The following is a 17,951-nucleotide window of genomic DNA, read 5'->3' as shown; positions in this document are numbered from 1 at the left end:
CTATCCCCCCGTTAATGTCAGCGCTACCGGGATATGATAGGTTTCACTGGTGCCTTCGATCTGACTCAGAAACCACAACCTTTGCTGGGCAAACGATAAAGGCACAGACTCCTGCCGGGAAACAGGGGTAACAGGGCGCTGCCGGCTATCTCCCTCACCCTGCAACTGTTCGGCCAGCGCATGCAGTACAGGCGTTGAGAACAGAGATGGCAGCGACAGTGTCCAGCCAGCCTGTTCAATCCGGTTGGCCAGTTGTACCGCCAGCAATGAATGCCCGCCCAGGTCGAAGAAATTATCATTGCGGCCCACAGATTCAACACCCAGCAAAGAGGCCCACAAGGCAGCCAGCAAGCACTCTTTTTCGCCTTTCGGTGGCTCATAGACTTCGCGGTTCCCTGCCAGCTTTTCCGGTGCCGGCAGAGCACGTTTATCCAGCTTGCCATTGGTTGTCAGCGGCATTTCGTCCAGACAGACGAATGATACGGGTACCATATAGTCCGGCAGACGTTTTGACAGGAACTGACGCCATTGTCCGGCCCCTGTTTCCCTGCCAGTCTGATCCTTGGCGACAACCCAGGCCACCAGCCGTTTATCGCCATCGGCAGCCTGCCAGGCATCGACGGCCACATTGGTCACCTTCGGATGGGCAAGCAGTGCTGCTTCCACTTCACCGCATTCAATACGGAAACCACGAATTTTGACCTGCTGATCGTTACGTCCTAAATACTCCAGCTCACCGTTCGGCAGATAGCGAGCCAAATCGCCTGATCGGTACAAACGCCCACCGTCATGAAACGGATCGTCAAGGAAACGTTCTGCATTTAACGCCGGCTGGTTCAGATAACCGCGTGCGACGCCGTCACCGCCCACATACAATTCACCGACTGCGCCGTACGGCACCGGCTGACCATGCGGATCCAGCAGATACAGACGAAGATCAGACAGACGATGCCCGATCGGACTGCCGCTGGCATGAATATCCGCTGGTGACATGGCCCGATAAGTCACATGGACTGTTGTTTCGGTAATCCCGTACATATTCACCAGCAGCGGCGCATCGGCACTGTGGCGGTCGTACCAGGGCGTCAGATCGGCCGGGTTGAGCATTTCACCGCCGAAGATGATGTATCTGAGCTGGTGCGGTGTCTCATCTTGTGCCTGAATAAAGGCTTTGAACGCGCTCGGGGTCTGGTTCAGCACAGTCACACCGTTCTGGCAGACAAGGCGGTAAAAGTCCTTTGCAGAACGGGCTGTTGCCTGTGGCACCATCACTAAGCGGCCACCGTGTCTCAGCGCCCCCCAGATCTCCCATACAGAAAAATCAAACGCAAAGGAGTGGAACAGACACCAGACATCCTCAGCATTGAAACCGAAATCGGCATCTGTGGCAGTCAACAGACGGTCAACCTGTCGGTGCTCAACCATCACTCCCTTGGGCTGACCTGTTGAGCCGGAGGTGTAGATGACATAGGCCAGATTGGCCGGTGATAAGCCCGCAACCTGCGGATCACGGCTATCCCCTGCCAAAGGCTTATCCAGCGACAGCAGCGGTATCGCTTGTGCTCCGAGAGCAGAACGACCCGCTTCATCGGCCAGTAACAACACAGGATCAGCATCCTGAACAATGTATTGCAGACGTTCGCCGGAATAAGCCGGATCTAACGGCACATAGGCCCCTCCTGCTTTGAGAATGGCGAGAATAGCAACAACTGTGCCGATCCCCCGCTCCGTACACAGTGCAACCAGAGTATCTGGCCCGACACCACGCGCGATCAGTTCATGAGCGAGCTGATTGGCCTGCTGGTTCAGAGACTGATAACTCAGATGCAGATCACCAGACACCAGAGCGATGGCATCCGGTGTTTTCGCTGCCATGGCTTCAAATCTGTGGTGGAGACAACACTGTTCTGTCATTTGATTTTCAGACTGATTACTGCCATCTAATAACCACTGACGTTCAGCATCCGGGAGAAGGTTCATGCGGTTCACCGGCTCTGACACACCTTTTGCCATTGCGATCAAAACCTGACGCAGATACGCAACATAACGCTCAGCAGTAGCCCGTTCGAACAAGGCGGTTGCGAAATACAATGCCCCTGCGACTTCCTGCCCATGATCGGTGAGATCCAGTGTCAAATCATACTTTGCGGCCGCGTAGCCCAGTGCCAGGGGTTCCGCATCCAGTCCCGCTAAGCAAATGTCATGAGCAGTATTCTCCTGCCAGGTCAGCATCACCTGAAACAGTGGCGTATAAGCACGTTGTCGTGGCGGATTAACCTGCTCAACCACTTGTTCAAACGGCAAGTCGCCATTTTCCTGCGCCAGAAGCAATGTCTCGCGAACTTGCTGTAACAGTGCCGGCCACTCAATGTCGCCGGACAGATCCAGTCGCAACGCCAATGTGCTGACAAAGAAACCCATCATGGGCTCGGTATCTAATTGCCTGCGATTGGCATCCGGCGTACCAATAACGACATCCGGCTGCCCCGAGAGTCGGGACAGCACAATGCCCCAGGCGGCCAGTACAGTCATAAACAAGGTGGTACCATTGCGCTGGCTGAGCTGGCGTAATGCCTGGGCCAGTTCGGCCTCAAGGCGTATCGCAACCTGATCCCCGGTAAACGACTGCACGGCCGGACGAGGACGGTCTGTCGGCAATGTCAGTAAGACGGGCGCATCGCTCAGCTGTTGTTGCCAGTAATCTGCCTGGCTCGACAATCGCTCTGGCGTCAGCCACTGACGTTGCCAGCTGGCATAATCCGCGTACTGCACGGGTAACGGGCGTAACGGATTCTGTTCACCTTGAGTAAAAGCCTGATACAAGGCTGCCAGTTCACGCAACAAGATACCGTTAGACCAGCCATCGGACACCAGGTGATGGCAGGTGAAGGTAAAGATCTGCTCGTCATCACTGAGCCGGATAAGGCTGACACGCAGCAAGGGACCACTCAATAAGTCAAACGGTCTGGCCGCTTCACTCGCGGCGATCTGGAGCGCCTGCGCTTCTGCCTTGTCTGTATCGGATAGTTGATCTGCACCGGATAGTTGACGCAAATCATACACAGTTAGCGGCAGTTCAGTCGCAGGCAGGATCTGTGCACAGGGCTTGCCGTCCTGACTGCTAAACACAGTGCGCAACGCTTCATGGCGCGCATAAATGGTATCCAGGCTGCGTTGCCAGCACGGAATATCAAGCGACCCCCGCAGGCGCACCGCCAGTGGCATGTGATAGATTTCACTCATGCCATCCAGCTGTGTCAGGAACCATAAGCGTTGCTGGGCAAATGACAATGGCAGGTGTTCACCGCGCACAACGGGCGCAATAGGCGGTAATACTTCTGTCTTGTCTGTCGTCAACTGACGGGCCAGTTGATGCAGCACAGGATTGGTAAACAACACCGACAGAGCCAGCGGCTGGCCTAGCTGCTGCATCCGGTTAGCCAGACGTACGGCCAGCAACGAATGGCCTCCCAACGCGAAGAAGTTATCATCCCGGCCTACCCGCTCCACCCCAAGCAAGGCTTCCCACAAAGTTGCCAGCCGTTGCTCAGTTTCATTTTCGGGTGGTATATAGTCAGCACGTGACTGGCTCGATTCCTGAGGATCCGGTAAAGCACGGCGATCCAACTTGCCATTCGGCGATAACGGCATTGTGTCAATCGGCATAAAGGCCACAGGTATCATGTAATCCGGCAGCAGACCGGTCAGATAGTCCCGCAATCCGGCTCCGTCCGGCACACAACCCTCAGCGGCCACAAACCAGGCAATCAGGCGCTTGTCACCATGACTGTCACAGAGGGGGCTGTCACTGCGGGCGTCCACAACGGCATCGTGCACCTGCGGGTGTGTCAGCAATACCGCTTCAATTTCACCACATTCAATACGGAAACCGCGGATTTTTACCTGCTGATCATTACGGCCCAGGTATTCAATGTTGCCATCCGGCAAGTAGCGAGCCAGATCACCGGTCCGGTACATACGTCCGCCATGTTCGGCATTGAACGGATCACTGAGAAACCGTTCAGCGGTCAGTTCAGGACGATTCAGATACCCGCGTGCGACCTGTATCCCTCCGATATACATTTCACCCACCGCTCCTAAAGGCACTGGCTGGCCATATTTGTCTAACAGATAAATACGGGTATTCGCAACCGGACGACCAATCGGTACGGTCACCAGATTTGTCTCGCGCGAACAATGCCAGGCGGTAACATCAATCGCGGCCTCGGTCGGCCCGTAAAGGTTGTGCAATTGTGCGTGCGGCAACTGACGGTAACACGCCTTCACTAAAGAGGCAGGCAGCGCCTCGCCACTGCAGATAACCCGCACGACAGGCTGACAGCGTTCTGCCGCGCGGCTGTAGGCCAGAAAGCTTTGCAGCATGGAGGGCACGAAATGCAGGGTTGTTACCCCATAACGGGCAATAGTACGGCTGAGATAGTCCGGATCTTTATGTCCTTCAGGACGTGCCATCACCAGTCTGGTCCCATACATCAGCGGCCAGAAAAACTCCCAGACCGACACATCAAAACCAAACGGTGTTTTCTGAAGGACCGTATCCTCTGCGGTCAACCCATATTCTTCCTGCATCCAGATCAAGCGGTTCACTATGCCCCTGTGCTCATTCATCGCGCCTTTCGGTCTCCCTGTTGAACCCGAGGTATAGATGACATAAGCCAGATTGTCCGGCTGGGACTGTGGTGTTGGATTCTCACGGCTCACATCAGATGGCAGGTTGCCATTTAACGGCAGTTCAGGAATGGCTTGCTTGCCGAGCGCATTGCGTCCGGCTTCATCAGTCAGTAGCAGGACGGGATCAGCATCTTGCAGAATGTACTGTAACCGCTCGCCGGGATAAGCCGGATCCAGGGGAACATAAGCGCCACCGGCTTTCAGAATGCCAAGCAGACCGATCACCATGGCCAGACTTCGCTCAGCGCAGACAGCCACCCTGCTGTCCGGCCCGACGCCAAGTGCTATCAGGGTGTGTGCCAGTTGGTTTGCTTGCTCATTGAGCTGGGTATAGCTCAATGTCTGATCGTCACAAGCCTGATCTTCACAAGCTTTATCTTCACAGACCAGGGCAACGGCATCTGGTGTGCGTGCCACCTGCGCTTCGAACAAGGTCTGCAGGCATGCAAACTGAGGATAATCCCTGGCAGTGCTATTCCAGCCATTAACGAGCATGGCATACTCATTGTCCGGCACAATCGGCAGTTCACAAACCGGCAGATCCGGCGTATAAGCCAGTGCATTGGTCAACTCACTCAGCGCCTGTTGCATATAGCCACATACCCGCTCAGCCTCTATCGGCGCAATGACCTGAGCCGTAACAGACAGCATATCGATACCGTCATCCACCGACAGCATAAAGGGGTAATTGGTTCTTTCTTCTGCAGAAATCAGACTCACCCCTTCAGGCAGAGGCAGGCTGTCACCTTCGTTGTGGCGATAATTCAGCAAAGCGCTGAATAATGGCGTTCCTGCCGGTAAACCACTGCAACGCTGCGCCAGTGCCAGCGGGGCATGTTCATGAGCCAGCAGAGCACTCAGGCTTTGATGAGTCTGGCGAACGGCCTCTTCTGTACTGCGGCTATCGATTTCCAGCCGCACAGGTAAGGTGTTGATAAAGAGACCCAACGCACTTTCAGCCCCTTCACCGGATTGCATGCGACCCAGCAACACAGTGCCGAAAACAACACTGTCCTGACCGCTGGTTCTCGCCAGTACCTGCCCCCACGCCAGGTGACAGAGGCTGGCAAGGCTGACCCCCAGTCGTTTTGCATGTCCCCGCAACGCCCGATTCAATTCAGCAGACAGCGTCAGGCTCGCTTCATTGGTTTGCAAGCCATCACCATAAACATTACTCAAACCAAAAGGCAGCACAGGTTCAGATCTATCAGCCAACATGTGACGGAAAAACGTTTCATGCTCGCTGTCACTGACGCCCAGCCGGGCCTGTGCCACCGCATTGCGAAAAGGTTGTGCCGGTTTCAGTGCCGCTTCTTTACCTGCCATGATTTCGCTGATCTCTTCGACCATCAAGGCCAGCGTCGTATGATCACCAATAAGATGATGCCATTGCTGTAACGCGCCCCAGCTGCCGTCCTGCTCTTGCGCAATCACAACATGCAGTAACGGCGCCTGAGTCAGATCCAGCCGGGTATGCCGGGGATCATAACGTGATGCCAATTGCTGACTGATCTGCCCCTGCGCCGAGTCCAACACCAGCTCTGTGACATTGAAAGTAGCCTGTCGCCACACGACCTGGACCGGAGACGCCGTTCCAGATGCAACAAAGGCGGTGCGCAAAATGTCATGCCGAGTGATAACCTGCTGCATGGCAGCCAGCCAATGATCCAGACGTGACCGGCTGTCAAACTGTAAGGTGGCGGACAGCAGGTAGGGATCGCCTTTTTCTGCGAACTGATGATGAAAATAGATCCCCTCCTGTAACGGGGAAAGTGCATAGATATCCTGCACATTGCCGACGCCGCCCGGCACACTGTCAATGATCGCACTAATCTCTTCCTGAACAAGTTCAGCAAGCGGCAACATGTCTGGCGTAATTGTTTGACTGCCAGCCCGAATCCTGTTTTCAGGTACGATCACATCGGCCTTAGGGGCCAGCGTCTGAGCCAGTACCGACAAAGTCGGGGCAGAAAACAATGCCTGCAAATCTGTCGTCAAACCGGCCTTACGCAGTTGAGCCAGCAATTTGACCACGAGCAATGAGTGGCCACCCAGTTCAAAAAAGTTATCATCGCGGCCTACACGTTCGACACCCAGCAGATCCTGCCAGATACGCGCCAGCAACGATTCTGTTTTCCCCTCGGGAGCGACGTAGAACGTTCTTCCGGCTGCGGTCAAATCCGGCGCAGGCAGGGCGCGGCGGTCCAGTTTGCCGTTCGGCGACAAAGGCAAAGCTTTCAGGCAGACAAACGCAGTAGGAATCATATAGTCAGGCAGGCGTCCCGCCAGAAACGCTGGCATCTCGGAATTCAGCTCTCCCCACCCGCGCTCTTCTGCGGCTACCAGCCAGGCAACCAGCCGTTTCTCTCCTGTGCTGTCTGTCAGTGCATCGACAACCGCATCACACACGGCAGGGTGCGACACCAGCTGCGCTTCAATTTCGCTGGGCTCGATCCGGAAACCCCGTATTTTCACCTGATGGTCATTCCTGCCCAGGTATTCAAGGCTGCCATCAGGCAAGTATCTGGCCCGATCACCGGTCCGGTACATTCGCCCTCCCGGCTGAAAAGGATCGTCAAGAAATCGCTCAGCAGTCAGCTCAGGCTGATTCAGGTAGCCGCGGGCAACCTGCTCACCCCCAAGATACAATTCGCCAATCGCCCCTAAGGGTACGGGCTGCGCCAACTCATCCAGCAAATAGACACGCGTATTAGCGATCGGGCGGCCAATTGATGGTACTGCGGCACTTGTGTGCGGATTGCCCGATGTGGCGACAACTGTGGTTTCTGTCGGGCCGTAGTTATTCAATAATGTCAGGCTAGGCGGAATGTCCAGCGGCCAGCGGCGAATACTGTCGCCACCAATCAGCAAAGTTCTCAGCGCCACAGGAAGATGACCGGCTGCAAGGGCAACTTCAGCCAAAGGCGTCACCATGAAAGATATCTGAGCGTCACTGTTACCCCACCAACGCAACAGCGCATCGCTATCACCGGAGACCTCTCTTGGCGGCATCAGCACTGTGGCGCCCAATGCCAGAGCCGGCCATATTTCCCACACACAGGCATCAAAACCCAGACCCGCCATACAGCTAGCACGCTCTCCGGCTTTCAGTCCTGTCGCTTTGGCATGCCAGTGAATCAGATTGAGCAACTGGCCGTGTTCGACCATCACCCCTTTAGGTTTACCCGTTGACCCTGAGGTGTATACCACATAGACCAAATGACGGGGCTGTACGTACCTCGCCAGGTTTTCAGATGAAATCGTCGCAGGTAAACTGGCTTCCAGCTCCAGCACAGGAACATGATGGGCACTTAACGCCGAACGGCCGACAGCATCGGCGAGCAACAACACAGGACGGCAATCATTCAGAATGTACGCCAGCCGCTCACCAGGATAACCGGGATCTAATGGAACATAAGCTCCTCCTGCTTTGAGTACTGCCAGCATGGCCACAATCAGTTCCGGACTGCGCGAGGCACAGATTGCTACCCGGGTTTCTGCCCCCACGCCATAAACCAGCAGTTCATGCGCGAGGCGGTTTGCCCGCACGTTGATCTCCGCATAACTGAATTCGGTATCTCCGCAACGCAGTGCAATGGCATCAGGCGTTTTCTCTGCCTGCTCCTCAAACATGGCATGCACGCAACTCACCGGCGGGAAGTCAGCCGCTGTTGCATTCATCTCCTCCAGCAAATAATGACGTTCGTTCGCATTCAGCAAACTCAGCTCACCTACTGGGATATCAGGTTCATTACCCGCTTGTTCAAGGACAAAAAGCAGGTGTGTACTGAGCCTGTCCACCTGCTCATTGCCAAGTGCTGCCTCGTCATACAGCCAACGGAATCTGTGCCCGGTTTTATCGATTTGCAGTAGTGCGCCGGCATCAATCGGGCAGTCAGTCGCGGCAGAAATATCAGAAATTAATTCAACCACCATTGGCCAGCGGGCGGTTGGCGACAGTAAAGCATGGAACTCAGGATGGAAAGGCAGATGCGCCAGCACACGGTCACATTCCGTTTTCAAGAATTGCCGGACAGCTGAAAAGTGCTGCGTCAGATCCAGAGAAACGTGCACCGGCAACACAGCATCGGCTAACAGACTGTTGACCTGCCTCTGTAACCAGCCAATCTGGAAATCGGTTTGATCCCCCATTCGGGCCAGATAAACAGCGACAGCGCTCAGAAAAGTCGGCAGATCGGTCTTATTGCCCACTGGCTGCCAGGCCGTCGTTTGCCAGCTTGTCGCTGACGAGACGATGTGATGGGCCGGAAAGGCCGAAGGTATAGGTTGCTCCAGACGGGATTGCCAAAAAGAAACAAAGTCTTTCCCTTCGGCAAACAGCGCGGTCAGGCGGGCAGCCTGCTCTTCACTCAGTACAGGCAGACGGTGCCCCGGCTCCAGCTTACACTGCTGTGCAAGCTGTCTCCCTGATTGCACTTTTCCGGATGCGTTAAACCAACCACCAATGCGAACGATTCCCCGTGCTGTCGCAATGTCCCATCCCTGATCGTCAATATGCAGTATCGTGCCTGGTAAGGCCGTGGTCTGGCCTTCGCACACACCCACAGTATCGATGCCGATCAAACCGTCCTTGAGTGCCAGTTTAACCGGACAAGCTTGCGAAGGATGACCGATGGCATACGACAGCCGCTCCAATGCCTCAGCGGGTTGTTCCCAGCACAGCACCCCACCCGCAACAGGCTGAAGGCGGGATACATAAAAATTATCCTGCAAATCCGCCGCATCCACTTTGGCAGCAAGGCGCACGACATATTCAAGCTGGCTGTCAGGTTTATGGCAAAGTGACTGAAGAATGAACTGAAAGCGGCGCTGTAGGTTGTCAAGCTGCGCCAGAGAATGGATATGCGGCGCATCAACAAACATGACATCCAGTTCCTGTGCCTGCCTGTCTTCAAAAAACAGAATCTGCATATCGCTGACCGAGATATTCCCGCCATAATGCCAGCGTGTTTTACATTGCCAAAAGCTATCCCCGTTATCAAAAGTGACAATATTAATCGCAGGACCAAACCAGGATACATCAGCAGCGTTCCTGTCCCGCCGGATATCCTCGCCCCGGTAGAGTTGGCGCCGAACCGTTTTCCCCATCTCTGCCGTCACCTGCCGGGCCAGATGCTCTAGCGTGTCATCAGGGGTTAAGCGCAAAATCAGCGGAACCACATTCGCGGTCATCCCTATGCCATTTCTCTCCCGGGTGCCCGCTACCGGCAGGCTGAAATTCAACTCGGTGTGACCTGTAACACTATAAAAACAAGCCGCCACTGCCGTTGCCAGCAAGTGTGCACGGTGAACACCAATTTGTGTCGCACATTGATCAATCTGATCCAAATCTGCCTTGTCGAGCACATATTTACTGATGTTCATTGCTGAATAAGGGACGTGTTTTTCTTTGCGGGTCAGCGTGTGAACGGAAGACGCGGTATACTGCTTCCAAAACTGACTATCCTTGCCAAGCCGCGATGAGCCCAGATATTTTTTATCGTTCTCATAGAGCTGGGTAAAGCCACAGCTTTCAAACTCAGGAATGGGATGCTGGCCCGCCAGCGCATTGTATGTCAGCACAATCCGGCGGCTGAATTCTTCCCCGCTTCTGCCATCAATCAGCATGTGATGTATGCGGCGGTAAAAAATGCACTTATCTGGTGCCAGACTCAGTACAGCAAAATGATACAATTCGTGCTCAAGGACAGACACGACCCGGTTAGCGTCATTGCGCATCCATGCCATGGCAGCGTCCAATGGATTATGACTGGAAGAGAAATCATACCAATACAGAGGCTCAGTCGTCGGCTTGGCGCGGTACTGATAAAGTTCGCCTTCCTTTTCAACAAATCGCGCCTGAAGAGCGGGTATATCGTGAATTATTATCTCAACGGCCTGGCGCAACAGCGCAACATTCAATGGCCCTTCTATCACGCCATAACCCCAGAAATTAAAGGGCTGCGTTTGCGACATGGTTTCGCTCAGCCAAAGCTCATGCTGGGCCGTGGTAATCCCATGCAAAGTATGTTGCTCTGCACCGACAAAATAAAAAGACTGTAGGCTATTATCATTTAACTGAGCCTGTTTATTCATAATATTCCCTATCTTATTGTCAATACGCAATGAAACTCACTGTACGGCCAGCATAAAAAGGCGCCGACTGACAGTACGAGCGGTAATAAAAAGTGAGGGAACAGATTTGCCCCAACATGACTAATGAGTGATATCAGCTATTACTTTCAGGTATTTACCGGACTATTCACAGCGTAAAGAAGTGTAGGAAAGAGAATTTAACTTGTCTAAACCGCATTCAACAGCAGGAGAGATTTTTGCGTGTTGCAAGTATAAGTGATGAAATTTTCTGTAACTGAGAAGATGAACAGTTTATAAAAAACAAAGACTTTATATTTCCGAAAATAAATTGACTGATAGAACAATAGCCCAGCCGTCCTGCCAGAATTTTATTTTCATCTGATATTTACAATAACGAAACTCAGAAAATACAATCAAAAAAATTGGCGAGTTATTAACTCGCCAATTGTTTATTTATCATGATTTTTAAATGACGTTTAAATGAATCTCTTCATTAACAGGCAGCAATTGCATTTCTGACCCGTTTATCCGAGACAGGGTACGGTGTCCCTAATTGCTGAGCGAAATAACTCACCCGTAATTCCTCGATCATCCAGCGGATCTCTTTTACCTGTTCAGGTATCGGCTGACCTTTGGGGATCTTATTGAGTAATTCTTTATACTCATTGGCAACGGACTCAACTTTCAATATGTGTACTCGGTCTTTATTCGGATCAATCGGCAGTTTTTCCATTCTGCGCTCAATCGCCTTCATGTAACGCAGAATGTCCGGCAGACGTCGCCAGCCGCACTCGGTGGCAAACCCTTTAAAGATCAACCCTTCGATTTGCGCCTTAATATCAGACAGTGCGAAAGCCATACTCAGGTCAACTTTCCCTTTCAATTTTTTGTTGATATTGAAAGCCGTGGTCAAAATCGCTTCTACCTGTTTGGCAATATCGACCACTGTGTCGCCCAGCTCGGCCCGCACATGCTCTTTTAACGCTTCAAACCCATCAGCATCCCAAACCAGGCCGCCCTTTTCTTCAATCAGTTTATCCACACCACAGGCAATACAGTCGTCAATCAGATCCATGACCCGACCATACGGGTTAAAGTACAGACCCAGCTTTGACTTGTTCGGCAAATTCGCATGCAGATACTTGATCGGCGACGGCACGTTCAGCAATATCAGACGTCGCTGACCCTGCTGCATGGCTGTGCGCTGCTCTTCTTCGGTCTCAAACAACTTGATGCCGACCGAATCTTTATTATCAATAATGGCCGGATAGGCTTTGACTTCAAACCCGCCACGTTTCTGCTGATAGCGCTCAGGCAACGCGCCAAAGCTCCAGGTCTTCAGGCCGTCCTGCTCGATATCATCATCGGCAACCTTAGACAGGGTTTCCTGAACTTTCTCTTTCAGGCTGTCTTTCAGCGCGTACAAGTCTTTATTTTCCCGAAGTTTCCGGTTGCGGTGATCCACAGCACGGAATGTGATCTTCAGGTGTTCAGGCACTTGATCCAGATTCCAGTCATCGCGCAGTACCGTCACACCTGTCATCCGCTTAAGTTCTTTCTCCAGCGCATCCAGCAAAGGCATCGACAGTGCCTGCACCCGGGCCAGAAACGCATCGGCATAGTTCGGTGCCGGCACAAAGTTACGTCGTAACGATTTGGGCAATGACTTGATCAAAGCCACTACCAGCTCATGGCGCAAACCTGGGATCTGCCAGTCGAAACCGTCCGGCTCCACCTGATTCAATACAGGCAGCGGAAGATGAACCGTCACACCATCTGTGTCTTCACCCGGTTCGAACTGGTAACTCAGCTTGAGCTTTAAGCCGCCCTGATGCCAGAAGTTGGGATAATCCAGCTCAGTCACATGACTCGCATCACCTCTGAGCAGCATCTCGCGTTCAAAATTCAGCAGCTCTTTGTCTTTCCGGGACGCCTCTTTCCACCAGGCGTCAAAATGTCGTCCGGAAACCACAGTATGCTCAACCCGCTGATCGTAGAACTCATACAACGCATCGTCATCGATCAGAATGTCACGGCGACGGGACTTATGCTCCAGCTCTTCCACTTCCCGCAATAACTGCCGGTTTTGATGGAAGAACTTGTGTTTTGTGTCCCAGTCCCCTTCGACCAGTGCCGAACGGATAAAAATCTCGCGGCTGAGCACGGGATCAATCTTGCCGTAATTCACCTTGCGTTTAGGCACAATCGGAATGCCGTACAGGGTGACTTTCTCAAAGGCCTGCACAGACGCCTGCTTTTTCTCCCAGTGCGGTTCACTGTAGCTGCGTTTGATCAGATGCGGTGCCAGCGGTTCGATCCATTCCGGCTGAATCTTGGCGGCAATACGCCCCCACAGCTTGGAGGTTTCCACCAGCTCGGCCACCATGACCCACTTGGGCTGCTTCTTGAAAATACCTGAACCGGGGAAGATGTTAAATCTGGCGTTGCGCGCGCCCTGATAGTCGTTCTTCTCCTGATCTTTCTGGCCAATATGCGACAGTAACCCGGCCAGCAACGACGTATGTACTGCCTGATAATCGGCAGGTTCCTCGTTATGGCGCAGCTTCAGCTCACGCACAACCTGATGCACCTGAAAATAAATATCCTGCCACTCCCGCACGCGCAGATAATTCAGGTAGTCTGCTTTACACTGCTTACGGAACTGGTTCGCGGACAGCGTTTTTTGCTGTTCCTTCACGTACTCCCAGAGATTCACAAAGGTCTGGAAATCCGATTCTTTGTCATAGAAACGACGGTGTTTCTCATCCGAAACCTGTTGTTTTTCCGTCGGACGCTCCCGCGGGTCCTGGATCGACAAGGCCGAGGCAATAATCATGACCTCTTGCAGCGCACCGTGTTTCGGCGCTTCCAGCACCATACGGGCTAAACGCGGGTCAATCGGCAACTTCGCCAGCTGGCGGCCGACCTCAGTCAGGCGCTTACGCGGGTCAGTCGCGTTGGCGTTCATCGCGCCCAGCTCTTCAAGCAGGCGCACACCGTCCTGAATGTTCCGGCTGTCGGGCGGCTCGACAAACGGGAAAGCCTGGATATCACCCAGACCAATTGCCGTCATCTGCAAAATCACCGAGGCTAAGTTCGTGCGCAGAATCTCCGGATCGGTAAATTCCGGGCGCGACAGAAAATCTTCTTCCGAATACAGCCGAATACAGATACCTGCCGCTACACGACCACAACGACCTTTACGCTGATTGGCGCTGGCCTGCGATACCGGCTCTATCGGTAAGCGCTGCACCTTGGTGCGATAGCTGTAGCGGCTGATACGGGCTGTACCCGGGTCAATCACATACTTGATACCCGGAACTGTCAGTGAGGTTTCAGCCACGTTGGTCGACAGCACAATGCGCCGGCCGCTGTGCGACTGGAACACCCGGTTCTGCTCACTGGCGGACAGACGGGCGTACAAAGGCACAATTTCAGTGTGCTTGATATTGCGTTTATTCAACGCATCAGCGGTATCGCGGATCTCCCGCTCACCGTTCATGAAGATCAGGATATCGCCCATGCCTTCATCGCACAGCTCATCGACCGCATCGAAAATGGCCTGGAGCTGATCACGATCGTTATCGTCGCTGTCATCCATGATCGGCCGGTAACGGACTTCAACCGGATAAGTACGGCCAGATACTTCAATAATCGGCGCATTGTTGAAGTGTTTTGAAAAGCGTTCCGGATCGATAGTCGCTGAGGTGATGATCACCTTCAGATCCGGGCGTTTCGGCAACAGATTCTTCAGGTAGCCCAGAATAAAATCGATATTCAGGCTTCGCTCGTGGGCCTCATCGATAATGATGGTGTCATACTGGCTCAGGTATTTATCGTTCTGAATTTCAGCCAGCAAAATACCGTCGGTCATCAGCTTCACTTGCGTTTTGTCTGATACCTGATCGTTAAAACGAACTTTGTAACCGACGGTTGAGCCCATCTCGCAGCCCAGCTCTTCCGCGATACGGTTCGCCACTGAGCGCGCCGCCAGCCGTCGGGGCTGAGTGTGACCTATGGTTCCCGTGGTGCCCAGCCCAAGCTCGAGACAAATTTTAGGCAACTGAGTGGTTTTACCTGAGCCGGTTTCACCGGCGACAATCACGACCTGGTGCTCGCTGATCGCTTTGGCAATATCGTCTTTCTTCTGACTGACTGGCAGCTGTTCGGGATAGGTAATCTGAGGACAACTGCTGCGTCGGATTTCAACAGACTGCATTGAACGAGCAATGTCCATGGCGATTTCATCGAATACCGCATGGCGAGCCTGTTCATTCTTTATCTTCGCGGCGCCCTGCACTCTTTTCTGCAGACGGAAACGATCGCGGATCAGGCAATCTTTCAGCGCGGCTTTTAATGTTTTTTCATTATTGCGAACCTCGGTCCGCTCAGATGGAGACGTTGTAGACTGAGTCAAGGGATTTCCTGCTTGTATCAGTTGGCCGTTCAGGCTGAATACAAAATACAAATGGCCTGAACAACACATCATAAAACTGCCGCGATTCTAACACATAGTTTATCTTTCATCAGGCAGGCTAAAACTATCCCTTGCATTTTTTCTGCGAGCACTGCAAAGATAAAAGTATGACTGAGGCTGTTGAAAGGAAATGATGATGTTCCAGCAATTACGTGTACTCTTTCGCCAGGTGATGAATGAAGGCGGTGATAACGGAGCAGCGGTTGATACGCCCTCCCTTCACCTGGCAATGGCTTCACTGCTCTGTGAAGTCGCAGATGCCGATCACAGCCGGGATCCCAGCGAGGAAAGTGCAAAAGTCCACTTGTTAGTCAAATTGCTTGAAGTGAATGACGCACAAGCCAGAGCCCTGTTGCACGAAGCGCAAACCCGCAGCGAGCAGTCTGTGTCGGTTTTTGAATTCACCAACAAGCTGCGCTCACTGTCTGCAGAAGCGCGTTACCGCTTGATCGAAGCTATGTGGCAAGTCGCTTTTGCTGACGGCATTTTAGACCCGGTGGAAGAAGCCGTTATCCGTCAGGTTGCAGAGCTGATCTATGTTGACCATGCCACTTTCATCAAGGCAAAACTGTCCGCTCAGGCAGGCGCTTCCGAGTGATTCCCTCTTGGAATGCCTAATACAGAAGACGGATAATGTAAATCGGGTGATTTTGGGGTAAATTTCTGATAATCACCCGCCCATCCAGTTAAGTAATCTACAAAAACGCAATAAATCAGTTCGGTTGAGTCACAAACAGCCAAGCTCGCCTGATAATGCCTTACTTTATCTCGCATTTTCCTTCAGAAAGCAGACATTCAACAAAAGTTGAAAATGTTGATCATTTTAACAAAATTTTTGAACTTTCTCTTTGAATATAAGGTGTGATAGGTCTACGATGTGGCCTCAATAAGAAGAAATGCCAAAATTTCAGCCAAAAACAGAGTCTATTGCATGAAAGACGATAAAAGACCCCTATATATCCCCTACGCCGGACCGGCCCTGCTAGAAACTCCTCTACTGAACAAAGGAAGTGCATTTTCTGTCGAAGAACGAATGTTCTTCAACCTCGAAGGTTTGTTACCTGAAGCGATTGAAACCATTGAGGAACAGGCAGAGCGTGCTTATCAGCAGTACCTGAAATTTGACAATGATATGGATAAGCATATCTATCTTCGCAACATTCAGGATACCAACGAGACACTGTTTTACCGACTGGTTGAAAGCCATATCACTGAGATGATGCCAATCATCTATACCCCGACTGTCGGTGCAGCATGTGAGAACTTCTCCAACATTTACCGCCGTGGTCGTGGTTTGTTCATCTCTTATCCGAACCGTGACCGCATCGAAGACATGCTCAACAATGCTTCCCGTCATAATGTCAAAGTCATCGTCGTGACTGACGGCGAGCGCATTCTTGGTCTGGGTGATCAGGGCATCGGCGGCATGGGTATTCCAATTGGTAAGTTGTCACTCTATACCGCCTGTGGTGGTATCAGCCCGGCTTATACCTTGCCAGTGGTACTGGACGTGGGTACCAATAACCCGCAGCGCCTGTCAGACCCGATGTACATGGGCTGGCGCCATACCCGAATTACCGGCAAAGAATACGAAGACTTCGTCGATAACTTCATTCAGGCGGTTAAGCAGCGCTGGCCAGATGCATTGATCCAGTTCGAAGACTTTGCACAGAAAAATGCCATGCCTTTGCTGGATCGCTACAAAGATAAAGTCTGCTGTTTCAACGATGATATTCAGGGTACCGCTGCGGTAACGGTTGGCTCCCTTCTGGCAGCCTGTAAAGCGGCCGGCAGCAAACTGTCTCAGCAACGTGTTGCCTTCTTAGGTGCAGGTTCTGCAGGGTGCGGTATTGCCGAAGCGATTATTGCGCAAATGGTTTCTGAAGGTATTTCTGATGCACAGGCACGCGGCCAGGTCTTCATGGTCGACCGCTGGGGTCTGCTGCTGGACGATATGCCTAATCTGGTGAACTTCCAGAAAAAACTGGTGCAAACACGTAAGAGCATCAGTGAGTGGGAAACTGACGACAGCAATATTTCCCTGCTGGATGTGATGCGTAACGGTAAGCCGAATATCCTGATCGGGGTGTCCGGTGTGCCGGGTCTGTTCAGTGAAGAAGTGATCCGTGAAATGCACAAGCATTGTGAGCGTCCGATCATCTTCCCGCTATCCAACCCGACCAGCCGTGTTGAAGCCATGCCTGCTGATATCATCCGCTGGACAGACGGTCAGGCTTTGGTTGCCACAGGCTCGCCGTTTGAACCTGTTGTTTATAACGGTAAAACCTACCCGATTGCCCAGTGTAACAACAGTTATATCTTCCCTGGCATTGGTCTGGGCGTGCTGGCTGTTGGTGCCCGCCGCGTAACTGATGAAATGCTGATGGAAAGCAGCCGGGCACTGGCGGAATGTTCGCCATTAGCCATAAACGGCCGCGGCGCTTTGCTGCCGCCGCTGGAAGATATCCAGAATGTGTCTCGCTACATCGCCCTGGCTGTGGCTAAGAAAGCGGTTGAGCAACGTAAAGCACCGAAAAACACCGAAGAACGCATTAAAGAGAAAATCGATGCGAACTTCTGGGAACCGGGCTACCGCCGATATAAGCGGACATCGTTCTAATGATTCGCTTTTTTGATGAAAAAACCCGCCATTGGCGGGTTTTTCTTTTTCCAGCCTGTCATGCTG

At 52.6% G+C, this 17,951-nt stretch carries 4 protein-coding genes; 2 read left to right on the top strand and 2 right to left on the bottom strand.

The window, feature by feature from the left end; all coding sequences use genetic code 11:
- Together P4S53_RS16450 and hrpA are read right to left on the bottom strand one after the other, a co-directional pair.
- Entirely contained in the window at positions 1–10,788 is a 10,788-nt protein-coding gene (locus P4S53_RS16450; protein WP_337113512.1) for an amino acid adenylation domain-containing protein, read from the bottom strand.
- Between the two features lie 493 nt (positions 10,789–11,281).
- On the bottom strand, positions 11,282–15,205 hold the full coding sequence (gene hrpA / locus P4S53_RS16445) for an ATP-dependent RNA helicase HrpA (RefSeq protein ID WP_442958669.1): 3,924 nt from the start codon (positions 15,203–15,205) through the stop codon (positions 11,282–11,284).
- A gap of 196 nt (positions 15,206–15,401) precedes the next feature.
- Here hrpA and P4S53_RS16440 point away from each other — a divergent pair, with 196 nt between their 5' ends.
- Complete coding sequence (locus P4S53_RS16440) at positions 15,402–15,863, top strand: tellurite resistance TerB family protein (protein ID WP_337113510.1); 462 nt, start codon at positions 15,402–15,404, stop codon at positions 15,861–15,863.
- A 333-nt stretch (positions 15,864–16,196) separates the two neighbouring features.
- Positions 16,197–17,885 carry an NAD-dependent malic enzyme gene (locus P4S53_RS16435; protein WP_337113509.1) on the top strand — a complete coding sequence of 563 codons (1,689 nt, stop codon included), beginning with the start codon at positions 16,197–16,199 and terminating at the stop codon, positions 17,883–17,885.
- Positions 17,886–17,951 lie beyond the last annotated feature (66 nt).

Origin of the sequence: Photobacterium sp. Hal280, from assembly GCF_037162255.1 — a bacterium.
In the GTDB taxonomy this organism is placed as follows: domain Bacteria; phylum Pseudomonadota; class Gammaproteobacteria; order Enterobacterales; family Vibrionaceae; genus Photobacterium.
Note: the sequence above shows the minus strand (reverse complement) of the source record. Positions and strands in the feature narration are given on the sequence as shown.

Coding starts and splice junctions, on each gene's coding strand:
- P4S53_RS16435 (WP_337113509.1), top strand. CDS start 16,197: ATGAAAGACGATAAAAGACCCCTATATATCCCCTACGCCGGACCGGCC.
- P4S53_RS16440 (WP_337113510.1), top strand. CDS start 15,402: ATGTTCCAGCAATTACGTGTACTCTTTCGCCAGGTGATGAATGAAGGC.
- P4S53_RS16450 (WP_337113512.1), bottom strand. CDS start 10,788: ATGAATAAACAGGCTCAGTTAAATGATAATAGCCTACAGTCTTTTTAT.